Below are 22,567 nucleotides of genomic sequence, written 5' to 3'. Positions count from 1 at the left end.
TTAAAATTTCAAGAATCATATCGGTTTTATTTATAAAGTTCATCAATAATGATAACGATTTTTAGAATAATTTGCAAGGTCTAGGATGAGAAATATTGTTTTAGACCATCAACAATAGCTTGTTCAACCACCTGTCTATGTAATTGATCATTAATCATAGATTCGTCAGTAGGGTTACTTATATAGCCTAACTCTAACAGTACTGCTGGTATATCTGTCTGTCTCAACACTTGATAATTTTGTTGTCTAGAACCTCGATTTGTCAATAATGCCTTCTTTTGAATTGCAGAATTTAAAGTTTGTGCAAGTGATTCTTGCTTGTCTTTAAACCAATAAACAGTTACTCCATTGGCATTTGAAGAATCAAGCGCATCATTATGTATACTAATAAATGCGTCACCCTTTATATTTCTATCATCCAGGGACACATATTTATCATTGGAACGAGTCATTTTTACATGAGCACCTTCCTTGTTTAATAACTTTTTCAATTCTTTAGCAGTTTTAAGCGTGTAATTTTTTTCGAGACTTTTAGATGGCGTACTACTTGAGGCACCCTGGTCACTTCCACCGTGACCAGGGTCAAGTACAATTGTTTTTCCTTTTAGAGGGTTTGACGAAAGTGATTGATCAGCAGGAATGTTCAAATTCGTGTGCCAACCAGCAACCCAGCCTTTCTCAGTGCCAGCATGATTTTGAACTTCAATCCATTTCCCTTTTCGATCTATTTTCTTAAAACTTTCGCCTTTATCTATTTTATATATAACAGGATAGGCGGCATTAGGTCCTGTTCTTAACTCAGCATTCTCAGTTATAGTAATTTGACCTGTATCTTCATCGCTTAAATTAACAAACATAAAAAGTAAAATTAAAAATATAATAAAAATTGCAATTACTACAAGCGTAAGTCGATTTTTTAGACCATGTTTAGTTAGCCATGAATCTATTTTCTTCATATTATTTTCCCATCCTGCGATTCATAGATCAATGTGACAGGTCCATCGTTATGAATTTCTACATTCATATGTGTTCCAAACTCACCTGTTTTGACAATTAAGCCATAACCTTCTAATTCTTTATTAAATTTTTGATATAAGTCTTTAGCTTGTTCTGGAGCTTTAGAATTTGAGAATCCAGGTCTATTTCCCTTTTTAACATCAGCGTATATAGTAAATTGGGAAACTGAAAGAATTTCTCCTTCGACTTGTTGAATATTTAAATTCAATTTGTCATTTTCATCTTCAAAGAGACGTGCATGAGCAATCTTTCTTGCGATGACTTTTACATCCTCTTCGGTAGAACTTTGACCTACTCCTACAAGTAAACAATACCCTTTATTAATTTGGTTATCAATTGTATCATTCGTAACTCTAGCATTTTTAACTCTTTGTACAATTATCTTCATTTCTTTTGCACCTCTAGTTCCAAACTCTAGATACTGTATAAACGTCACCTAGTTGTTTAATTTTTTCAACGACACGGTACACATCATTGACATTTTTCACCATCACGCTAATATTAATTACGGCATTTTTATCAATGTCTGAACGCCCAGAAACTTTAATCAAGCTTCCAGCAGTAGAATTCACAGCTTGTAATACTTCGTTGAGCAAGCCATTTCTATCATATGCAGTAACCTCTAAATCGACTTGATATTGTTGTGTTGAATCTTTAGATTTTACCCACTCTACCGAAATCAATCGATCTGTTTCATTTTTTATATTTGGACAATCTGTACGATGAACTTTAATCCCGTGTCCTTTAGTGATATAACCAACAATATCATCACCTGGTATAGGATTACAACATTTTGATAACTTGATTAAGACGTTTTCTAATCCCTCAACGTATACACCACTGTCTGTGGTAATATCTTTTTTTATAGGTACAGATTTTGTAACTTCCTGCGCCTCATTTAATGCCTTTTGTTTATCTAATATTCTTTGTCGTTCAGTTAATTTATTGACGATTTGTATTGATGTAACACCACCGAATCCAACAGCTGCGTACAAATCTTCATCATTTGCAAAATGATATTTTTCATTAACGACTTCTAAATTTTTCTCAGTTAAAATATCCTCAACACGGAATCCTTGTTCTTTAATCTCCGCTTCTACCATAAATTTACCTTTTTCTATATTAGAAGAACGATCTTGTTTTTTAAAGAAACTTTTGATTTTACTTTTAGCACTAGAAGATTTTACAATTTTCAACCAGTCTCTACTAGGACCGTAAGAGTGTTTACTTGTACGAATCTCTATAATATCACCAGTTTGTAGAACATAATCTATAGGTACGATTTTACCATTAACCTTAGCCCCAATCATTTTATTTCCTACTTCACTGTGTATTGCATAAGCAAAATCAATTGGTACTGCACCATAAGGTAACTCTATAACATCACTAGCTGGTGTAAATGCATATACCTTATCGCTCTGTAAATCATATTTTAAGGATTCCATAAATTCTTGCGCATCTGCAGAAGTATGGTCAGTTTCAGCAAGTTCTTTTAACCAATTAAGCTTATTTTGAAAATCCTGTGTTTTTTGATTAACTGTCTTACCTTCTTTATAAGCCCAATGTGCAGCAACACCATGTTCAGCGATTTCATGCATTTCGTGTGTTCGAATTTGTATTTCTAAAGGGTCGCCATTGGGTCCAACTACAGTGGTATGTAGTGATTGATACATATTTTGTTTAGGCATAGCTATATAATCTTTAAAACGTCCAGGCATTGGTTTCCATAATGTATGAACTAAACCAAGCGTCGCATAACAATCGTTTATCGAATTAACTATAATACGTATAGCAAGCAAATCAAATATTTGATCAAATTGCTTTTTTTGTTTAATCATTTTGCGATATATACTGTAAATATGTTTTGGTCTACCGTTAATTTCGCCCGAAAGACTCATTTTAGTCATTTCGTTTTTAATTTTATTGATTGCATTTGTAATGTAAGATTCGCGTTCACTACGTTTTTTCTTCATAAGATTAACGATGCGGAAATATTGGACACTGTCAATATATCTCAGCGCTGTATCTTCAAGTTCCCACTTTATCGTGTTGATTCCAAGTCGATGTGCTAGCGGAGCATAGATTTCTAAGGTTTCCTTAGAGATTCTTACCTGCTTCTCTCTTGGCATTGCCTTTAAAGTTCTCATATTATGAAGCCGATCTGCTAACTTCACTAAAATTACACGTACATCTTTAGCAATAGCAATAAATAGTTTACGATGGTTTTCTGCTTGTTGTTCTTCCTTAGAACGATACTTAACCTTTTTAAGTTTAGTTACCCCGTCTACGATTCGTGCAATTTCTTCATTAAACATATCTTTAACATCTTCAAATGTATAAGAAGTATCTTCAATCACATCATGTAGAAATCCAGCGACAATAGTGGGTCCGTCTAAATGCATCTCTGTTAAAATCCCTGCAACTTGAATAGGATGCATAATATATGGTAAGCCATTTTTTCTAAATTGACCCTTATGTGCCTCATAAGCTATATGATAACTTTTGAGAACATATTCATATTCACTTGTTGATAAATATGATTTAGCTTTATAAAGCACCTCATCCGCGCTATATGGATACTCGTTATTCACTTTAATGACACCCCACTCAATTCATTACTTTCGTTTAGTACTCATGTTGCAAAGATGTTTAACATACCACATGAAAGTACTTATTCATTGTTATTGTATTCATTTTACCATAAATCATTTATAGCTTAAGAAAGTAGAAAGGTTCTACATATATCAAATTATCATGTTCAACTATATAATTGAAACTCATTTATTAATTTTCTAAATAATAGTTTCATGATACTACAATATGACTTACAAATAAATAAATGATGTTAAACTTTAATCACACATTTAAATTTATATTTAAGTTGTCGGTTCCAATTAAAAAATTAAAACACATAATTTTATTTAATATCGATTTAAAACAATGTCCAATTATAAATAGAGATGAATACTTAGCTGATGTTCACAGCAGTTATAAAATAAACTAATATAAAATTGATAATCATTTTAATACATTAAGCTTTTCAAAAAGATTAATGAGCCTGATATTATTTTTTCAGGCTCATAAAAATCTAAATTTTATTATTTTTATTCATCATATGAAATCAAACTCATCACATCATAATCTTTTATTTTATCAATTCCATTCAAATATTTAAGTTCAATAATAAACGCAATACCTACAACTATACCACCTAATTGTTCAACAAGTTTTATTGCAGCTTCAATTGTTCCACCTGTAGCTAGTAAATCATCAGTAATTAAAACTCGTTGTCCAGGTTTAATCGCATCTTTATGCATAGTTAATACGTTAGTTCCATATTCTAAATTATATTCATAACGAATAACTTCTCGAGGTAGTTTTCCTTCTTTACGTACTGGAGCAAAACCAATGCCCATTGAGTAAGCAACTGGACACCCTATTATAAACCCTCTGGCTTCAGGACCAACTACTATATCTATATTTTTTTCTTTTGCATATTCAACAATTTGATCCGTAGCATAGCCATAAGCTTCACCATTATCCATTATAGTTGTTATATCCTTAAAGCTTACACCTGCTGAAGGCCAATCTTTTACTTCTGAAACATATTGTTTTAAATCCATTGTTTTTCCTCCTGAAAGCTATGTTAACTTTGATATTATCCATTCTTTTATATTTAAAAAATCATCATAGAGAAGGCGTTCTTCTACTTCCATACGTGCTTGTCTCATTTGGTAAATACGACTATTTTCTATATCTTGTTTATTAGGTGCTGGATTTATCTTAATCAATCCCTTTTCATCGTAAATAAACTCCAATTCTTTAAAGACTTTAAGCATGAATGTTAATATTTCTGGCTTAATATTTAAGTAATCACAAAGCAACATACCTTCTTTAATTAAGTCAGTTTCTTTTTTGTTTATTAAAGCTTTGTAACACTTTTTAAAAAGCGACTTGCTAGGGATACCTTCAAAATATATTGACTTTTCATGCTGCAAAACTAAATATAGTTGAGAAATTTGTGAATGTTCTAAAGTTTGTTCAATTTCAACCATAGTATTAGGTAAGTCTCTAAACACTATTTTATCATAAGGTCTATCAATAGCCTCACCATAATGATAGTAATGTGAATTGCTTTTTTTGAGTTTTGGATGAATGACATAGGCAACATTTGATTCAGTTTCTTTAAATTGTATAGTTTTACGTTTACTACGATAATCCAAAATTTGTAATTGGTCTATAGCAATATCTTTGATGATAAATTGAGGTGTTTGATTACCATTCCATTCATTAATTTGCAATGTTCCTATTATATGAATCGGTTGACTTGCTTCGAGTTCACTTGCTAAATGTCCATGATTCCAAAATAAAGCAGTTAAACCTGAATGACCAAGCGTTAACTTAAGATGTTTATTATCTTGTCCGATTCCTTTTGTTGACTTGACAATTAAATCTCTAACCATAAAAAGAGGACTATTAAAGTCCGTACCAAAAGGCCTTAATTGAAATATATCTTTAATATTTTTAATGTTAATTTCTGTTTCTTCAAGTTGCGCATCCACCTTTATTGAAGGCTCTAATGAAGTGGTAACAGTAAGTTCCTTCATCCACTCATCTAGCTCTTTATGTAAACCTTCAATATTATCGATGGGCATCGTCATTCCTGCAGCCATGTGGTGACCACCAAACTTATCAATTAACTGTTGATGATCATTTAAAATATCAAACATGGAAACTTGTTCAATCGACCTCGCAGAACCCTTGGCATGATTTTGATTTTCATCAATATTTAAAATTAATGTAGGTAGTGCATATGTTTCTACAATTTTAGATGCAACAATACCTAATACACCCTCATGCCACCCCTCTTTGGCAAGTAAAAGAAACAAATGTCCTTGATTGATTTGTTCCTCGGCTAATATCAATGCTTCATCAGTAATTTTAGATACTATATCTTTACGTTCTTGATTAAAATGTTCAACTTGTTCAGCTAAAAATTCCGCCTCTTCAAATTCATCGGACAATAAAAGTTCAGCAGCTAATGATGCATCTTCTAGTCTACCAACAGCATTTAATCGAGGTCCAATAATAAAACCAATCGTTTCTTCTGTTATTTCATCATTAAAACCCGCTTGATTTAAGATAGCCTTTATGGACGATGGTGTATGACTGTTTAATATCTTTAATCCTTGCTTTACAATATATCTATTCTCATCTGTTAATGATACTAAATCTGCAATCGTACCTATGGCAGCTAATGCTATGAAATGTTGAGGTGGATGCTTTATCAATCCTTGGGCCAATTTATAAGCAACACCCGCACCACATAAATATTTAAAAGGATATTCAAAATTAGGATGCATCGGATGTACAATTGCAAAAGCATCAGGTAAAGTTTCTCCTATTTCATGATGATCTGTCACTATAACATCTACACCTAATTCTTGTATGGTACTTATTTCATGATGTCCTTGTATACCATTATCTACAGTTATTATTAAGGAGATCCCTTCGTCATAAGCATTTTTAAATGCTAATTCATTAGGTCCATATCCTTCTGTAAATCTATTGGGAATATACCACCCCACCTGAGCGCCAAGTAGACGTAAAGTAGACACTAGAATTGTAGTAGATGTAACACCATCTGCATCATAGTCACCATAAACTAGTATTCGTTCATTATGATCGATAGCTAATTTAATGCGATCAATCGCTTTTTGCATATCACTTAATAACATATAATCATGACTAATGTTAGTGTCTTTAAATAGATTTTGAATCTCCTGATTATCCACAATATTTTTACTCTCTAATACCTTTTTTACTATGGGTGAAAGTTTAAATTGATCACAACTACTCTCACTTATAAAGGTGTCGGGTTGAGTTATATCCCAATTATATTTTGATTTAATCATTATAATCGTCCTCATTTCCACAGGTCATTATACCGAAATTTTAATGAAATAAAAAGTACTTGCATTTTTAAAAGAATATAAAGTTACAATTCTTCACAAAACTTTTATCGTTCAGTTTTTTCATTAACTGCTAACTTAATGATTAAACGCTAATACATGAAATCAAGCCAACCAAAGTAGATAATTCACCTTGGTTGGCTTGTAAACTTTTAAAATTATAAAAATGTGAAGAAGTTAAACTAAGATTTTTTCATCGTTAGATTTCTTCTCTTTGTGCACTATTAATTTATTATTTTTTGTCTTTTTAAACTGTCGTTTCTTAAACATGCCCCATAATGGTACAGCAATGAAAATTGATGAGAATACACCAGATAATAATCCAATTAGCAATGCTAAAGAGAAGTTAAATATTGTTGGTGCACCTAAAATTAAAATTGAAACTACCACTACAACTACAGTTAACACTGTATTAATAGAACGCGTCATAGTTTGTCTAATAGAGCGGTTGACTATATCATCAATTTGATCAGTATGCGTAATGACTTTAACTTTATGCAGATTTTCTCGAACACGGTCGAAAGTTACGATTGTATCATTGATTGAATAACCAACGATAGTTAATACTGCTGCAATAAACGTTAAATCTACTTCTATTCTAAACAAACTAAAGATTGCAATGATGATAAATACATCATGTAATAATGCAAGTACAGAAGATAGGCCCATACGCCATTCAAATCTTAGTGAAACATAGATAATAATACCTATAGAAGCAAGTATTAATGCAGTTACAGCATTTTTAGCAAGTTCTTGGCCAATGAGAGGTGAAACGGTATTAATTTGTGGATTATCTCCAAATTCAGATTTCACCTTAGCACTTAATTTATTGTCTTCCTCACGTGATAAATCTTTTTTAAACTGAACTGTGGCATTTTTATTTCCACTACCATTAATCTGTATTTGATCTGGTTCTAATCCAGCTGATTTTACAGTTTTCTCAACCTGTGCTTGTGTTATAGCATTTTTAGATTGAATATCTGCTCTTGTTCCGGATGAGAAATCAATACCTAAGTTTAATTTAAATATCGAAATGATAATCAATCCAATAATTACAATTAAAATACTAAGTGAAATAAGTGGCTTAGCTAATTTAACAAAGTTTAACTTTTCATATGATGTTTTTAAATCATGTACATCTTTACCTTCATTAATATCATGTCTATTCTTCTTCTTAACACCAAATAACCAGTATTGTTTTTTAAAGAGGTTTGAAGATACCAGTAATGATAACAACCCTCTTGATAAGAATACTGCGGTTACAAATATCATTAAGATACCTAAGAGTAACATCGTTGCGAAGCCTTTGACTGAACTTTCTCCAAAGAAGAAAAGCACAGCCGCAGCAATGACAGTTGTTAAATTGGAATCAAATATAGTTAAGAATGAACTTTTATTTGCTTTAGAATACGCTTGTTTAAGCGTGCGTCCAATTCTTAGTTCATCTTTAATACGTTCATACATAATGATATTGGCATCGACAGCCATACCTACACCTAAAACTAATGCCGCCAATCCAGGTAGAGTTAATACACCTGATATGAAATTGAATGCGACTAAAGTTAAATAAATATAAGTGGTTAGCGCAATGATTGCAACTAAACCAGGCAAACGATAGAAACCAAGCATAAATAAATAAATTAATGCTATACCTACAATTGATGCAAACATGGTCTTATCTAAAGCATCTTGACCAAATTGTGCACCAACAGAGTTAGAGTAAATTTCTTTTAAATCAACTGGTAATGAGCCGGCATTTAATAACTCAGCTATTTGTTTCGCTTCTTCAACACCTTTTTTACCATTGAAGCCACCTGAAATTTCAACACTACTAGAATTAATAGGTTGGTCTACACTCGCTGCAGATATAAATTTAGGCTTTTTACCTTCTTGTTGCTTTTTAGCTTCTTTCTTGTAACTATCGCCTTTTTCGAAATCTAACCAAACTACCATGACATTGTCACGTTTTTTAGAAATCTTTTCAGTTACTTTCTTAAATTTATCTTTACTTTTTACTTTAAATGTAACTGTTGGTTGATTAGTTTCTTGTTTAAATTCTTGTTTAGCAGAGCCTTGTTTAATGTCTGAACCAGACATTAAAACATGATCTTCAGCATCTCTAATTGTTAAATTAGCTTGTGTCGATAATAATTTACGCGCTTGTGCTTGATCCTTAATACCTGCTAATTGTACACGAATTCGATTAGGATCTTCGATTTGTATTTTCGGTTCTGATACACCTAGAACATTTACACGATTTTCTAATGTTTGAGATGTAGCCTGAAGTGCTTTTTTATCAATTTTATCTCCTTTATTTAAAGGATCTACTTGGAAGAGGACTTCAAAACCACCTTGCAAATCTAGACCTAAATTAACATTTTTAACTACATTCTTATACGTCATACCCATTCCAGTGAATAGTAGAGCTACGAGGAGTATGAATGCAATTATTCTACTCGTTTTCTTCACATGAACACCTCATTATTTACTTATGTATCTAGAATACTCGATGAATAAATTATCGTGCAAGTTAAAATGATATTACGTTCACTTTAACGGACTTACTTATATTAACATACTCATAGAAATAGTGAAATTATTGTCTAAAAATGCAACAATTTTATAATAATTTTTCTATTTAAACAATACTAAAAAAACCTGAGACAGAAATTGTCCCAGGCATTCTTAACATTATAATAATCAATACAGAAGTTAAAATGTATTTATCTTATTCATTCAAGACTAAAATTCTATTACTGTAAAAAGAAAACATTCCATAAGCAATTTATCCCATACATTTAGGTATCAATCTGTATTTATGAAGGATCTACTTGTTTTATAGCTGGTTTTTCAAAAGTCATTTCTGTTCCATTACTATTTACAGTAATGATTACAGAAGTTTCATCTACAGCTTTAATAGTTCCTTTAATACCACCGATTGTAGTAATCCTTTGACCCGCTTCTACACGGTTAATCATTGCACGATGTTCTTTTGCACGTTTTTGTTGTGGTCTTATTAATAAGAAATACATTACAACCAATAATAAAATTGGTATAATCAATGAAGTTAATTCCATTTTAGTTACTCCTCTTTAAAAGTTTTTAGGGTTTTCTACATTTAATCCATATTGTTCAAAGAATTCATCTTTAAAATCTAAAAGACGGTCTTCTCGAATGGCTTGTCTAATATCTTCCATTAATTTTAGCAGAAAATGTAAATTATGAATAGTAGTAAGACGGATACCAAAAGTCTCTTCCGCTTTAACTAGATGTCTAATATAAGCTCTTGTGTAATGTTGACATGTATAACAGTCACATTGTTCATCAAGTGGTCTTAAATCATCTGCATATTTAGCGTTTTTAACAACTAATCGACCATTTGATGTCATACAAGTACCATTTCTAGCAATTCTAGTAGGCAATACACAATCAAACATATCCATACCCCTAATGCTACATTCAATCAAAGCATCAGGAGAACCTACTCCCATTAAATATCTAGGTTTATCTTTCGGCATAAATTGTTCTGTATGTTCAACCATGTCATACATAACAGGTTTTGGCTCACCTACAGACAGCCCTCCTATCGCATACCCTGGAAAATCAAGACTGACAAGTTCTTTAGCACTTTGTTCTCTTAAATCTTTGTATTCTCCGCCTTGAATAATACCGAACAGTGCTTGATCTTCAGGGCGTTGATGTGCTTTTAAACATCTGGCTGCCCATCGAGTTGTACGTTCGATTGAATCTTTGACGTACTCATATTCAGCTGGCATTGGTGGACATTCATCAAATGCCATCATAATATCAGAACCTAAATCATTCTGTATTTGCATAGACTTCTCGGGACTCAAAAATAGCTTTGAGCCATTAGTATGGTGTCTAAATTCTACACCTTCTTCAGAAATTTTGCGCAAATTACTTAAACTAAATACTTGGAAACCACCAGAATCTGTTAAAATTGGACCGTCCCAATTCATGAATTTGTGTAATCCCCCAGCGTGCTTGATAATATCATTTCCTGGTTGTAACCACAAATGATATGTGTTTCCTAATATAATCTTTGCTTCTATGTCTCTTAATTCTTCCGGGCTCATTGTTTTAACTGTTGCTTTTGTCCCAACCGGCATAAACATTGGTGTTTCAAAAGATCCATGCGGTGTATGTACAATTCCTAATCTGGCACCGGATTGTTTACATGTTTTTATATGCTCATATGTCACTGCAGGCATATGTTAAACCTCACATTCTTTTATATAATTAACATTGCATCTCCAAAGCTAAAGAATCGATACTCCATTTCAACAGCTTTATGATAAGCGTTTAAAATATATTTTTTACTGCTAAATGCTGAAACTAGCATGACTAACGTTGACTTGGGTAAGTGGAAATTAGTAATTAACCCATCTATCGCTTTAAACTCAAAGCCAGGATAAATAAAGATATCAGTCCATCCACTTGTGGCAACAAATTGAGGATGATCACGACGTATCGTTTCTAATGTACGCGTTGATGTTGTTCCAACTGATATCACACGCTTACCATTTTCTTTTGTTTGATTTAATAAATCAGCCGTTTTTTGTGTCATTTGATAATACTCACTATGCATTTCGTGATCATCGATATTATCAACACTTACGGGTCTAAAGGTTCCTAATCCAACATGTAATGTAATAAAGGCAATATGAACCCCTTTTTGTTCAATTTTATTTAATAAATCATCAGTAAAATGTAAACCTGCTGTTGGTGCAGCTGCTGATCCACTCTCTTTAGCATAAACCGTTTGATACCTATCAGGATCATCTAATCTTTCTTTAATGTATGGAGGTAATGGCATCTCACCTAATTCATCTAAGCGTTCTTGAAGTATACCCTCATAATGTAGACGCATAATACGCCCACCTTGTTTAAGTTCCTCAATACACTCAGCAACGATTTTACCATCTCCAAAATTTAGATGATGACCTTTTTTAATTCTCTTTGCAGGTTTAAGTAAAACTTCCCAATCATTACCTTCAATTTGGGTGAGCATTAGCATTTCAACTTTAGCACCAGTTTCTTCTTTTAGGCCAAATAATCTAGCAGGCATAACACGTGTATCATTAAGAACTAATGTATCACCTGGCTCAAAATAATGGATGACATCTCTAAAATGTAAGTGTGTCATCTCACCAGTATCTTTTCTAAGAACTAACAATCTACTTTGGTCTCTGTTTTTTAGTGGTGTTTGTGCAATGAGAGACTCTGGCAAATGATAATCGAAATCTTCGATATTCAAATTATTTCCTCTTTTCGTTAGTAGTATTAAAGTGTTCAAAGGCTAAAGCAGTTGCTTTTCTCCCACGTGGAGTCCTTTCCAAGAAACCTTTTTGGATTAAGAAAGGTTCATATACATCTTCTATAGTCACTCGTTCTTCACCTATTGAAACTGCAATTGTATCTAATCCAACAGGACCACCGTTGTACTGATTAATAATACAATTCATCATTTTATGGTCGATGTAATCTAAACCTTGTTGATCGACCTGCAATAATTGTAATGCTCGTTTAGTCGTTTCAATATATATCTGATCGTCTTCATTTACTTGTTGGAAGTCTCTTACACGTTTTAGTAACCTATTCGCTATCCTAGGTGTACCTCTAGAGCGACGAGCTAATTCTAAAGCACTTTCCTTATCGATGTCCGTTCCAAGCACCTCTGCAGTTCGCGTGATGATTTCCTTTAAATCATTTTCATTATAGTACTCTAATCTAAGATGCACACCAAAACGATCTCTTAACGGACCCGTCAAACTACCGGCTCTTGTCGTTGCTCCAACTAATGTAAAAGGCGGCAAATCTATTCGAATGCTTCTTGCTTCATCGCCTTTACCAATAATGATATCTAAGAAAAAGTCCTCCATAGCAGGGTACAGAACTTCTTCAACAACACTACTTAATCTATGAATTTCATCGATAAATAACACATCACCTGGCTGTAACCCAGATAATATCGCTGCTAAGTCACCTGGTCTTTCTAAAGATGGTCCTGAAATAGTACGAATATTTACATTCATTTCATTAGCAATGATATTTGATAGAGTCGTTTTACCTAGTCCTGGAGGACCAAATAACAAGACATGATCGAGAGGCTCTTGTCTAAGTTTGGCAGCCTTGATAAAGACTTCTAAATTACTTTTTATAGAGGATTGACCTATATACTGCTTTAATTGTGTTGGTCTTAGTGATAATTCCAAGTCAGTATCTTCATTATGAAATTCTTGATCGACCATTCTTTTATCCATTTGACTTCCTCCATTAAGAAACTAGTGTTTGTAGTCCTATTTTAACGGCTTCATCCACACTATTCACATTATGTTTGTTGAGTGATTTTTCTACTTTACTTAATTCTCGTTTAGAATAGCCCAGTGCTTGTAAAGCTAATAGTGCTTCAGATATAATTTGATTTTGCTCATTACCATTAACTTGAGTTTGTAATAAATCGTCACTATTTTCTTCAGTAATTGTAACCTTCCCTTTTAAATCTAACACAATTTGTCTTGCAGTTTTCTTTCCTATCCCAGGAAATTGTGTTAAATAAGCATCATTTTCATTTTCGATAGCTAATTTAACTTCATGTGGTGTACTTGAAGCAAGTATCGCCAAAGCGGATTTAGGTCCTATACCAGTCACTTTTATTAAGCTAAGAAACATTTCTTTTTCCTCTTCATTGATAAAGCCATATAGTAATTGGGCATCTTCTCGTACAATTAGTGAAGTATAAATCTGGACTTCTTTTTCAAGATATTTTTGAAAACGATACGAATTAGGCGTTTGTATTTCATAACCTATGCCACATGTCTCAACTACTACATGTGTAGGGAACAATTGAGATAATGTTCCTTTAATATATGCATACATGTCAGTACTCCTTTACATAGTCATACTTATTAAGTCTACTTTAGTTACATGATTTATCTCTCTTAATGATTCAATGACCTCGTCAATGGATAAATTAGAATTTCTCGCATTCAAAGATAATGTGATTGTCGCTTTATCTTCAATTGGAACACTTTGATGTATTGTTAAAACTGATAATTTAAGTTGCGAGATTGCATTAAGAACTTGGGCTAACATTCCAACAATATCATTTACATATAAAATCAAAGTAAATTCTCTTTGATCTAATATTTTTTCATCTACTGGAAATATTGTCTCTCTGTATTTGTAAAATGCACTTCTAGAGAGATTGAATTGTTTTACAGCATCATAAATGGACAAATTCGAATTATTTTTTAAAGCATCCTTAACTTTTAAAGTTTTGATGACAGATTCTGGTAGTACATCTTCTCTAATTAAATAAAATTTTCGATTGTCTTTATTGTCCAATTTAGACACCCCTACTCGACAAATTCAAATTCTCCACCTAAGATTCTAACAATATCACCATTGCTACAACCTCTCTCTCTTAAAGCATCATCAATACCCATTGACCGCATTTGTCTTGCAAACCTTCTTACAGCCGGATCACTATTGAAATCAGTCATTTTAAACATTCTTTCAATAGCATTGCCACTCACTACATATGCGCCGTCATCATCTCTAGAAATAGTAAATTTATCTGCTGATGGTGTGTGTTTATATAATACACGATTAACACCTAAATTCTCATCTTCTTCAACCGAGAAGTCAACATCTTTAACTTCCTCGAGCTTATCAGCAATTTGATATAATAATTGATCAATATTGTCTCTCGTAATAGTTGAAACAGGAACGACTGTCACATCATTATCTAATTGTTCCTTAAAAAGTGACAAATTCCCTTGTGAATTAGGTAAATCCATTTTATTTGCTACTATAATTTGCGGACGATCTTCTAAGCGTTGTTTATAATTTATTAATTCTTGATTAATAATTTTATAATCATCTAATGGGTCTCGACCTTCTGACCCACTCATATCAATCATATGGACAATCACTTTAGTTCGTTCAACATGTCTTAAGAATTGATGTCCAAGGCCGACACCATCAGAAGCGCCCTCAATTAATCCTGGTAAATCTGCCATAACAAAACTTCTATGATCAGGCGTTGAAACGACACCTAGATTAGGTTTTATTGTCGTAAAATGATAAGCACCTATCTTAGGTTTCGCTTTAGAAACTATTGAAAGCAATGTGGATTTACCTACACTAGGAAAACCTACTAATCCAACATCTGCTAACAATTTCAACTCTAAAGTTACTTCTAATTCTTCGCCTGGCTCACCATTTTCACTAAAATCAGGTGCAGGATTTCTAGGGGTAGCAAATCTTGAGTTACCACGCCCTCCACGTCCTCCTCTAGCGACAATAGCACGTTGGCCATCTTCAACCAAATCTGCAAGAACTTCTTCACTTTCAACACTTTTAATAATTGTACCTGGTGGTACTTTTAACACTAAGTCTTCCGCATTTTTACCATGCATGTTGCTACTTTGACCATTTTCGCCTTTTTTAGCTTTAAAATGTCTTTGATATCTGAAATCTAATAAAGTTCTCAATCCTTCATCCACCTCAAATATCACAGAAGCACCTTTACCACCGTCGCCACCAGCTGGACCACCAAAAGGTACATATTTTTCTCTTCTATAAGCAGTGATGCCATTACCTCCATCACCAGCTTTTAGAGATATTTTCACTTGATCGACGAACATATATCTCACCTCTTTTACTCCGAAATTTTCATCTTATTAATTATATCACTATACATAATGATATAAAAACTATAGTCAATAAGTATTTTTACCTAAACAAAATAAAACACCAGAAGTATTCACTTCTGGTGTTTACTAGACAAAATTATTCAGCAACTGCGTATACAGAAACTTGCTTTTTGTCGCGACCTTTGCGTTCAAACTTAACAACGCCGTCGATTTTAGCGAATAATGTATCATCGCCACCACGACCTACATTTTCACCAGGGTAGATTTTAGTACCACGTTGGCGATAAAGAATAGAACCACCTGATACATATTGACCATCAGCACGTTTTGCACCTAAACGTTTAGACTCAGAGTCACGTCCGTTTTTTGTAGAACTTACCCCTTTTTTAGATGCGAAGAATTGTAAGTTTAATTTTAACATCGGGATACACCTCACTTATAATTTAATTTGATATTTTCATTATATTCTTCTTCTATCGTTTGTAAAGAAACTAACATTGCTTGAAGAATTAATTGAGCTTCTTTGTTATTCGTATCAACACTTCTTATATGAAAATATCCGCCGTCATCTTCATAGTTGATATCTGGCTTCTCTGATGTTAATCCCATTATAGCATTAACACTTCCAAATAAGACTGCTGATGCTCCTGCACAGACAATATCATGACCATATTCACCATGATTTGCATGACCATCCATGACTACATCTGTGACCTTACCTTCGTCATTAACCGTAATATCAACAGTAATCATACGATTATGCGTTGATTTTATCGATAGTTAATTTAGTATATGGTTGACGATGGCCTTTTTTACGTTTAGAGTCTTTACGACGTTTGTAAGTGAAGACAGTAATTTTTTTACCGCGTCCTTGTTTATTAACTGTCGCAGTTACTGATGCACCTTCAACTGTTGGAGCACCAACTTTAACTGAGTCGCCACCTACAAATAAAACTTTATCAAAAGTGAAAGAATCACCTTCGTTAGCATTTAATTTTTCAACGTAGATTTCTTGACCTTCTTCTACTTTGATTTGTTTTCCACCTGTTTCAATAATAGCAAACATACTTTGCACCTCCTATATAATAAGTCACGCCATATACAGGTGACAATATGATTGTACTTCAACCTGTATGTGAGCGGTTGTATGTAGCTTGAAACTACTCAACTACTGCATCTTACCATCACTAAGCCTTACTGTCAATTGTGTTTTTTATTTTTTTAGTAAATTTAATAATGATAGGAAATAACATAATTAGTAGTAAAAAATTAATGATGAGAGTTGGAATAAGTCTTAATAATACAAACTCTATTAAATTAAATTCAATGAAACCTATTACTCCATAAATCATAGCCACATATATTTCTAAAAATACTGTGGATAATAAAATGATAAAAAATAATACAGAATAATCACGATAAAAGATCTTAAAAAATTTATCAACTATAACAACTAAAATGATATATCCAAACATATATAGACCATATATACTTCCGAAATATAAATCAGTTACTATTCCGAAGAAGAAAGCTAAAGACATAGCAACGCCAAAACCTCGGTAAACCGTCATGATAAGAATGTACATGATAGTTAAATGTGGTACAAAAATAATATCAATTTTTCCGAAATGCATGGGGATGGTAAGCCCTATAATGGTATCAATATAAAATAGAAGTATTCCTATTAGAAAGTAATAAAAAGTACGCATTAATTATCACTACCTTCATTAGGAATAGTACTAACATCACGTTTAGCAACATATACATGAGTTAAGTCTGTCATATCAGCTCCAGTTTTGACCCGTACTTGTTTTGCAAGCCCGTATTGATCATTTTCGACTTTTGTTACTTCACCTATATACAACCCACTAGGTAATTGATCTGCTAATCCACTTGTTACTACTTTATCTCCTTTTTTAACGCTATCTTTGTTATTAATATCACTTATGATCAATTCTTCGTTTTTATTGTCGTATCGATCAATTAAACCAAAAATATTCTTAGTACCATGGTGAATATTAACAGATAATTTTCCTGCCCGAGTATGAGTGGAAATAAGGTCTACTTGTGATGAAAATTGATTAACTTTGGTTACTCTTCCCACTAATCCTTCTGATGTCATAACGGCCATATTATTTTTTATACCTGCTTTAGAGCCCTTATCTATTAATATCGTATTCATCCATTGATCTGGGTTTCTCGCAATAACTGTAGTAGAAATAGGTTCATATTTTGATAAATCTTTGATATCAAGTTCTTTTTTATATTTCTTATTTTCTGATTCTAACTCTTCATTTTTAGCTTCAAGTTGTTTGATTTTATTTTTATCCTTTTTTGAGCTTCCTTTTTCAAATAAATTACCAATAGATCCAGTAACAAATTGAATTGGATAACTAATAACTCTTTGTCCAAATGATACAGAGTCCCCTACGTACTGTTCAGGTGGAGATTGGGTCTGAGAACGTATCGATAACCCTATTAATGCAATAAAAATAATCATTGCACACAAAACGACAATGAGCTTGTTATTTCTAAAAAACTTAAGCACCCAGAACACCTCTATATGACTAAAATTAGTATCTTTATATATTTTATATTACTCATTCAGTTAAATAAAGCACTAACTTTACGAAATTGATTCTATTTTATTATTTGCCACTTTAGAACTAACATTAACTAATCTAATTAATAAAATATATAGATTAAACGAGCTTTGGAAAACGGCACTAAATCTTGATATAACTAGACTTCAAATAATTTTTCAGTATAATCATTAGCTGTCAGAACATAAAAGTACCTGGAACAAAATTCATCGTCCCAGGCTTAACACAAAGATCAAGATTTTATTTTTATTAAAATGATAAAAATATTTATATCATTCTAAAATGAGCAATTTTACTTACTGTATTACACTTACTGATTCACTTTACTTTGATAAGTTATTCTTTATCTTTCTTATTTGAAGACTTCTCTTTCTTTTCATCCTCACTATAAAGTGTTTCTTCTTTTCTCCAGCGAGCAAAAAGATTTTGCGCTTTTGCTTGTTCATTAGCTTGTTTTTCTTTCGATTGTTCAGCCATTTTGAATCACACCAACCTTTATAAATAATCTATATAAACCCTAACGTATTTAAAACTGGTTTTCAAATGAATCATTTCTATTGTTATTGATAGGCTTCAATTGGCTTCAAATTAATAGGTTGCTTTAATTGATTTAAGTCTTCGTTCATTTCGAATTCAGTATTATAAACTCGGATATAATCATCACCAAATTTATAAATAATAAATTCATCTCCTTGTTGGCCAGCAAGATATTCGTCATTGAATCCCATACGTTCTAAACCTGAAACAGACATAAATTCTGCCTTATCAATCATATTAAAAACTGTCTTGATTTGACTTGCTGGAACATTATTGATGATATCATTATCTTTTAAAATGTAACTTTTATCGTTACTAGGCTGTGAATAGAGTGTATTATTTTTTTGACTCGCTTTTTGTGTGATATTTTGATGATGATTGTTCATATCATTAAGTGGGTTCCATTCTTGATTTTTGAGAAATGGTGCATGTTGAAGAGCTATATATATAATCAATATTATCGCTATTACTGCAATAATATTTTTTATAACACTAAAGATATACCTCATACGACCCCCCCTTTACAAATCAAATTTAGTATAATTTAAAATATTTTTCATTACATCAGACTATAGCCGTATAGATGATGTATCTATAGACCGATGGCAAATCTGTTAATATAATATATAATACTACATATACAATATAAGTGATTTAAGGAGGTTCAACACAATGAGCATTTTAACGATTATTTTAATTGTTTTGCTAGTCATCCTCTTATTTAAAGTTGGATTATCTATATTACGCTTTTTGATTTCAGCTGGCATTGTTTTGTTATGTATCTATTTAGGTTATCAAGGTGTATTATGGTTATTTGAGCATTTTCAAAACTTTTCAGGTTTTATTCAATAATAAATGATAAGTTAGCTATACAAATTTTTTAATTAAAATTGTTAATGTATTTAGCTAGCTTTTTTATTCATCAAAATACCCCGCTTCAACTAAACTCGTAAATTTATTATCACCAATAATAATATGATCAAGTAAATTTATACCTAATATATCTCCGCACTCTTTAAGTCTATAAGTTGTAGTAATATCCTCTTTCGAAGGTGTTACATCACCTGAAGGATGATTATGTACAACTATTATTGAATTAGAAGACTCTCTTATTGCAATATTAAATACTTCTCTTGGATGAATAATCGAACTATTCAATGTGCCTTTATATACCCAAGCTTGTTTTGTGACTATATTTTTTGAGTTAAGTAAAAGTACAACAAAATGTTCTTGCTCTAAATCTTTCATTGTCGACATCATCAGACTAGCAACATCACTAGGATGTGTAATCTGTACTTTGTCTAAGGTGCTTGTAGAATTAATACGTTCACCTAGTTCAAATGCAGCCTGCAATATTACAGCTTTATAAATTCCAATGCCCTTTATTTTCAGTAGATCATTTATAGACATTTTTTTTAAATCTCTAATTGTGGATTGTTGCTTCAATAATTCGTTTGCAATGTCTATACTAGAAAATCCTTTTCTACCAGTGTTTAAGAGAATTGCTAAAAGTTCAACATTAGATAGAGTTTTAGCGCCATATGTAATTAAACGCTCTCTAGGTTTTTCATGCAGAGCCATTTCATTTATTCTCAATAAAATTCTCCCCCTAAAAGAAATAAAATATGACGATAAACTAATGAAGTTACTACGAATGATATGAATATAAATGGTATTAAAGGTAAATATTTAATATCTTTAAAAGAAAAAAATTTTAAAATTATGGCAAAAATCCCCCCAATAATAAACGTAAATACAACAATAAAAAAGAAAAAATTTAACGGAAATATAAGTCCCAATATGTTAAAAAGCAATATGTCTCCATACCCTATAAATTTAGATGCGAATAGATAAATGACATGTGAAATCAAAAATATCATTACAAAATTACCAAAATAGGTTTGGGTTACGAAAACGGATACGATTGTGTAGACAAATAAGAGTCTTAAATCTATATGCATTGAGTGAATATCGTAAAGACACATCGTCAGTAGAAACAGGAAAGTTGTTAAAAATAATGTGAAGTGTATATTAAAATGAGTAGGATAAAAGAGGAAAATCGCACCAAATGAAACGATTTCTCCGATTAAATATAAACGTTGTAATGGTTGATTACAACAACGAGATTGTCCACGAAGTTTTAAAAAACTTATAATAGGCAGTAAATCTAAGGATTTAATGATAGTATGACAAAAATCACAGTGAGACCTAGAATAAAGATATTGAAGTTTTAATATATTTTGATTGCAAAATTGATAAAGAAAACTAAATATAATGCTACAAATATAGGCAAGTAATAGCATATATCACACTCCTCAATATTTATTATAAACAGTCTTAAATAAAAGTAAATATGAGGGGAATTTTACAATTCATTCGTGAGTATGTCTTTTTTCTATACTTTAACAAACATAAATTATTAAAGAAGATTATACAAAGAAAGAGTGAAACTTACAGTTTTAACTGCAGTTGTCACTCTTTTGAATTTAATTAAAATTAATTTTTGCTTTTACCTCACTGATGAAGTATAAACTTCCAGTAATAATCAGCCCATCACCTTCGTAATTTTCAATAAAATCAACATAATCATCAATTAAATGTAAATTATCTAATTTCAATTCTTCGGCAATTTCTTCTTTAGCTAATGCTTTTGGAAACTCAAAATCTGCTATATAGAATTTTGAGGCAATATCATTTAATTTGTTAATCATACTATGAATTGGCTTTCCTTTAATGGCAGAAAATAAAATATCAATTTTATCTCTTCCATAATAATGTCTAATTGTGTCTACTAACGCATCAACACTTTCATTATTGTGAGCACCGTCAACAACCATTAATGGTTGTTCTTTTACTTGTTCTATTCTACCTGTCCAGTTCACAGATTCTATTCCGTCTATCATTTTATTAAAATCTAGTTCTATCATTTGTCTTTCATTTAATTCAATGAGAGCAGTAATTGCAAGTGCTGCATTTTCCTTTTGATGTTCCCCTAACATATTAAGAATGATAGTTTCTAATTCATAATCTTTATACCGATATGTGAACTCATCATCTTGGGAGACAACGGTAATCTCCCGATCCAATTCGATTGGTTTTGCGTTTTGTTCTAGCGCGTAATCCCTCACATACTTTAAAGCATCGTCATTTTTCACCGCATAAACAATCGGTATATGTGGTTTAATTATAGCTGCCTTGTCTTTTGCGATATCTAAATAAGTTGTACCTAAGATATCTGTATGGTCAAGTCCTATACTTGTGAGTATGGATAGCACAGGTTTAAAAACATTCGTCGAATCATTTTTTATTCCTAAACCTGCTTCAATTACCACAAAATCAACAGGATTTATCTCACCAAAGTAAAGGAACATCATTGTTGTTATAATCTCAAATTCAGTAGCCCCACCTAAATCTGTTTCTATCTCTAAGGCTTCACTAACAGGTTTAACTTGTTCAACTAATTGAACAAGTTCATCGTTCATAATTGGTACACCATTTAAACTGATACGTTCATTGAAACTTTCGATAAATGGTGAGGTAAATGTTCCGACTGAGTAACCGTTCTCAATTAATGCGGTTCTCAAGTATGCAACAGTTGAACCTTTACCATTTGTTCCACCTACATGAATACCTCTTATTTTATGTTGGGGATTATTTAATTGTTCTAGCATCCATTCCATACGTTTGACGCCAGGTTTGATACCAAATTTAGATCTTTCGTGTATCCAATACAAGCTGTCTAGGTAATTCATGATCA

General features: G+C 32.0%; 24 protein-coding genes and 1 other annotated feature. Of the genes, 1 reads left to right on the top strand and 23 read right to left on the bottom strand.

What is annotated here, in order from left to right:
• Window positions 1–80: 80 nt before the first annotated feature.
• The 20 genes from NST35_RS05710 to NST35_RS05615 all read right to left on the bottom strand — a co-directional run bounded on the left by NST35_RS05710 (window position 81) and on the right by NST35_RS05615 (window position 19,319).
• Window positions 81–956, bottom strand: coding sequence for an N-acetylmuramoyl-L-alanine amidase (locus NST35_RS05710; protein ID WP_002457780.1), 876 nt, complete (start codon window positions 954–956; stop codon window positions 81–83).
• Entirely contained in the window at window positions 953–1,405 is a 453-nt protein-coding gene (gene dtd / locus NST35_RS05705) for a D-aminoacyl-tRNA deacylase (RefSeq protein WP_002457781.1), read from the bottom strand. Before dtd ends, NST35_RS05710 begins: the two co-directional genes overlap by 4 nt.
• 13 nt (window positions 1,406–1,418) lie before the next feature.
• A complete protein-coding gene (locus NST35_RS05700; RefSeq protein ID WP_002457782.1) occupies window positions 1,419–3,608 on the bottom strand; it encodes a RelA/SpoT family protein in 2,190 nt (729 codons plus the stop codon).
• A gap of 513 nt (window positions 3,609–4,121) precedes the next feature.
• Window positions 4,122–4,640 carry an adenine phosphoribosyltransferase gene (locus tag NST35_RS05695; RefSeq protein WP_001832698.1) on the bottom strand — a complete coding sequence of 173 codons (519 nt, stop codon included), beginning with the start codon at window positions 4,638–4,640 and terminating at the stop codon, window positions 4,122–4,124.
• A gap of 18 nt (window positions 4,641–4,658) precedes the next feature.
• Window positions 4,659–6,932: a single-stranded-DNA-specific exonuclease RecJ gene (gene recJ, locus NST35_RS05690; protein WP_340747274.1), complete on the bottom strand. Its 2,274-nt coding sequence runs from the start codon at window positions 6,930–6,932 to the stop codon at window positions 4,659–4,661.
• 234 nt (window positions 6,933–7,166) lie between these two features.
• Complete coding sequence (secDF, locus tag NST35_RS05685; protein WP_002457784.1) at window positions 7,167–9,458, bottom strand: protein translocase subunit SecDF; 2,292 nt, start codon at window positions 9,456–9,458, stop codon at window positions 7,167–7,169.
• A 347-nt stretch (window positions 9,459–9,805) separates the two neighbouring features.
• Window positions 9,806–10,066 carry a preprotein translocase subunit YajC gene (yajC, locus tag NST35_RS05680; protein WP_002446618.1) on the bottom strand — a complete coding sequence of 87 codons (261 nt, stop codon included), beginning with the start codon at window positions 10,064–10,066 and terminating at the stop codon, window positions 9,806–9,808.
• Between the two features lie 15 nt (window positions 10,067–10,081).
• A complete protein-coding gene (gene tgt / locus NST35_RS05675) occupies window positions 10,082–11,221 on the bottom strand; it encodes a tRNA guanosine(34) transglycosylase Tgt (RefSeq protein ID WP_002475156.1) in 1,140 nt (379 codons plus the stop codon).
• Between the two features lie 20 nt (window positions 11,222–11,241).
• Entirely contained in the window at window positions 11,242–12,267 is a 1,026-nt protein-coding gene (gene queA / locus NST35_RS05670; RefSeq protein ID WP_002457786.1) for a tRNA preQ1(34) S-adenosylmethionine ribosyltransferase-isomerase QueA, read from the bottom strand.
• Window position 12,268: 1 nt separating this feature from the next.
• Window positions 12,269–13,273: a Holliday junction branch migration DNA helicase RuvB gene (gene ruvB / locus NST35_RS05665; RefSeq protein ID WP_002457787.1), complete on the bottom strand. Its 1,005-nt coding sequence runs from the start codon at window positions 13,271–13,273 to the stop codon at window positions 12,269–12,271.
• Window positions 13,274–13,286: 13 nt separating this feature from the next.
• Window positions 13,287–13,889 (bottom strand): Holliday junction branch migration protein RuvA, encoded by a 603-nt coding sequence (gene ruvA / locus NST35_RS05660; RefSeq protein WP_002457788.1) that lies wholly within the window; start codon window positions 13,887–13,889, stop codon window positions 13,287–13,289.
• Between the two features lie 12 nt (window positions 13,890–13,901).
• A complete protein-coding gene (locus tag NST35_RS05655) occupies window positions 13,902–14,357 on the bottom strand; it encodes an ACT domain-containing protein (RefSeq protein ID WP_002457789.1) in 456 nt (151 codons plus the stop codon).
• Between the two features lie 11 nt (window positions 14,358–14,368).
• Window positions 14,369–15,661 carry a GTPase ObgE gene (obgE, locus tag NST35_RS05650; protein WP_002457790.1) on the bottom strand — a complete coding sequence of 431 codons (1,293 nt, stop codon included), beginning with the start codon at window positions 15,659–15,661 and terminating at the stop codon, window positions 14,369–14,371.
• Between the two features lie 145 nt (window positions 15,662–15,806).
• Entirely contained in the window at window positions 15,807–16,091 is a 285-nt protein-coding gene (gene rpmA, locus NST35_RS05645) for a 50S ribosomal protein L27 (protein ID WP_001830822.1), read from the bottom strand.
• 11 nt (window positions 16,092–16,102) lie between these two features.
• A complete protein-coding gene (locus NST35_RS05640; protein WP_001830797.1) occupies window positions 16,103–16,423 on the bottom strand; it encodes a ribosomal-processing cysteine protease Prp in 321 nt (106 codons plus the stop codon).
• Between the two features lie 4 nt (window positions 16,424–16,427).
• The gene (gene rplU / locus NST35_RS05635) at window positions 16,428–16,736 is read right to left on the bottom strand and encodes a 50S ribosomal protein L21 (RefSeq protein WP_001830820.1); all 309 of its coding nucleotides are present in this window, start codon (window positions 16,734–16,736) and stop codon (window positions 16,428–16,430) included.
• Window positions 16,737–16,748: 12 nt separating this feature from the next.
• Window positions 16,749–16,825: a sequence feature (ribosomal protein L21 leader region), on the bottom strand.
• 32 nt (window positions 16,826–16,857) lie between these two features.
• On the bottom strand, window positions 16,858–17,379 hold the full coding sequence (gene mreD, locus NST35_RS05630) for a rod shape-determining protein MreD (RefSeq protein ID WP_002446625.1): 522 nt from the start codon (window positions 17,377–17,379) through the stop codon (window positions 16,858–16,860).
• On the bottom strand, window positions 17,379–18,218 hold the full coding sequence (mreC, locus tag NST35_RS05625; RefSeq protein WP_002446626.1) for a rod shape-determining protein MreC: 840 nt from the start codon (window positions 18,216–18,218) through the stop codon (window positions 17,379–17,381). Before mreC ends, mreD begins: the two co-directional genes overlap by 1 nt.
• Before the next feature lie 391 nt (window positions 18,219–18,609).
• The gene (locus tag NST35_RS05620) at window positions 18,610–18,750 is read right to left on the bottom strand and encodes a hypothetical protein (protein WP_002446627.1); all 141 of its coding nucleotides are present in this window, start codon (window positions 18,748–18,750) and stop codon (window positions 18,610–18,612) included.
• An 83-nt stretch (window positions 18,751–18,833) separates the two neighbouring features.
• Window positions 18,834–19,319, bottom strand: coding sequence for a DUF4930 family protein (locus tag NST35_RS05615; RefSeq protein ID WP_002446628.1), 486 nt, complete (start codon window positions 19,317–19,319; stop codon window positions 18,834–18,836).
• Window positions 19,320–19,482: 163 nt separating this feature from the next.
• Here NST35_RS05615 and NST35_RS05610 point away from each other — a divergent pair, with 163 nt between their 5' ends.
• The gene (locus tag NST35_RS05610; RefSeq protein WP_002446629.1) at window positions 19,483–19,662 is read left to right on the top strand and encodes a hypothetical protein; all 180 of its coding nucleotides are present in this window, start codon (window positions 19,483–19,485) and stop codon (window positions 19,660–19,662) included.
• Window positions 19,663–19,725: 63 nt separating this feature from the next.
• On the opposite strand, the gene radC is transcribed toward NST35_RS05610, so the two are convergent.
• From radC to NST35_RS05595, 3 genes are all read right to left on the bottom strand, one after another.
• Window positions 19,726–20,406 carry a RadC family protein gene (gene radC, locus NST35_RS05605; protein WP_340747273.1) on the bottom strand — a complete coding sequence of 227 codons (681 nt, stop codon included), beginning with the start codon at window positions 20,404–20,406 and terminating at the stop codon, window positions 19,726–19,728.
• On the bottom strand, window positions 20,403–21,113 hold the full coding sequence (locus NST35_RS05600; RefSeq protein ID WP_002457792.1) for an A24 family peptidase: 711 nt from the start codon (window positions 21,111–21,113) through the stop codon (window positions 20,403–20,405). Before NST35_RS05600 ends, radC begins: the two co-directional genes overlap by 4 nt.
• A 183-nt stretch (window positions 21,114–21,296) precedes the next feature.
• Complete coding sequence (locus tag NST35_RS05595; RefSeq protein WP_002457793.1) at window positions 21,297–22,562, bottom strand: bifunctional folylpolyglutamate synthase/dihydrofolate synthase; 1,266 nt, start codon at window positions 22,560–22,562, stop codon at window positions 21,297–21,299.
• Between the last annotated feature and the right edge of the window lie 5 nt (window positions 22,563–22,567).

The sequence above is a fragment of the Staphylococcus sp. FSL W8-0304 genome (genome assembly GCF_038006565.1).
Taxonomy (GTDB): Bacteria; Bacillota; Bacilli; order Staphylococcales; family Staphylococcaceae; genus Staphylococcus; species Staphylococcus epidermidis.
The sequence above is the reverse complement of the archived record's forward strand: the minus strand, read 5'-3'. Positions and strand labels throughout refer to the sequence as shown.

Bases quoted from the DNA above. Each gene is read 5' to 3' on its own strand.
- NST35_RS05710 (WP_002457780.1), bottom strand. From the start codon at position 956: ATGAAGAAAATAGATTCATGGCTAACTAAACATGGTCTAAAAAATCGA.
- dtd (WP_002457781.1), bottom strand. From the start codon at position 1,405: ATGAAGATAATTGTACAAAGAGTTAAAAATGCTAGAGTTACGAATGAT.
- NST35_RS05695 (WP_001832698.1), bottom strand. From the start codon at position 4,640: ATGGATTTAAAACAATATGTTTCAGAAGTAAAAGATTGGCCTTCAGCA.
- recJ (WP_340747274.1), bottom strand. From the start codon at position 6,932: ATGATTAAATCAAAATATAATTGGGATATAACTCAACCCGACACCTTT.
- yajC (WP_002446618.1), bottom strand. From the start codon at position 10,066: ATGGAATTAACTTCATTGATTATACCAATTTTATTATTGGTTGTAATG.
- tgt (WP_002475156.1), bottom strand. From the start codon at position 11,221: ATGCCTGCAGTGACATATGAGCATATAAAAACATGTAAACAATCCGGT.
- ruvB (WP_002457787.1), bottom strand. From the start codon at position 13,273: ATGGATAAAAGAATGGTCGATCAAGAATTTCATAATGAAGATACTGAC.
- ruvA (WP_002457788.1), bottom strand. From the start codon at position 13,889: ATGTATGCATATATTAAAGGAACATTATCTCAATTGTTCCCTACACAT.
- obgE (WP_002457790.1), bottom strand. From the start codon at position 15,661: ATGTTCGTCGATCAAGTGAAAATATCTCTAAAAGCTGGTGATGGAGGT.
- rpmA (WP_001830822.1), bottom strand. From the start codon at position 16,091: ATGTTAAAATTAAACTTACAATTCTTCGCATCTAAAAAAGGGGTAAGT.
- NST35_RS05640 (WP_001830797.1), bottom strand. From the start codon at position 16,423: ATGATTACTGTTGATATTACGGTTAATGACGAAGGTAAGGTCACAGAT.
- rplU (WP_001830820.1), bottom strand. From the start codon at position 16,736: ATGTTTGCTATTATTGAAACAGGTGGAAAACAAATCAAAGTAGAAGAA.
- mreD (WP_002446625.1), bottom strand. From the start codon at position 17,379: ATGCGTACTTTTTATTACTTTCTAATAGGAATACTTCTATTTTATATT.
- NST35_RS05620 (WP_002446627.1), bottom strand. From the start codon at position 18,750: ATGGCTGAACAATCGAAAGAAAAACAAGCTAATGAACAAGCAAAAGCG.
- NST35_RS05615 (WP_002446628.1), bottom strand. From the start codon at position 19,319: ATGAGGTATATCTTTAGTGTTATAAAAAATATTATTGCAGTAATAGCG.
- NST35_RS05610 (WP_002446629.1), top strand. From the start codon at position 19,483: ATGAGCATTTTAACGATTATTTTAATTGTTTTGCTAGTCATCCTCTTA.
- NST35_RS05600 (WP_002457792.1), bottom strand. From the start codon at position 21,113: ATGCTATTACTTGCCTATATTTGTAGCATTATATTTAGTTTTCTTTAT.
- NST35_RS05595 (WP_002457793.1), bottom strand. From the start codon at position 22,562: ATGAATTACCTAGACAGCTTGTATTGGATACACGAAAGATCTAAATTT.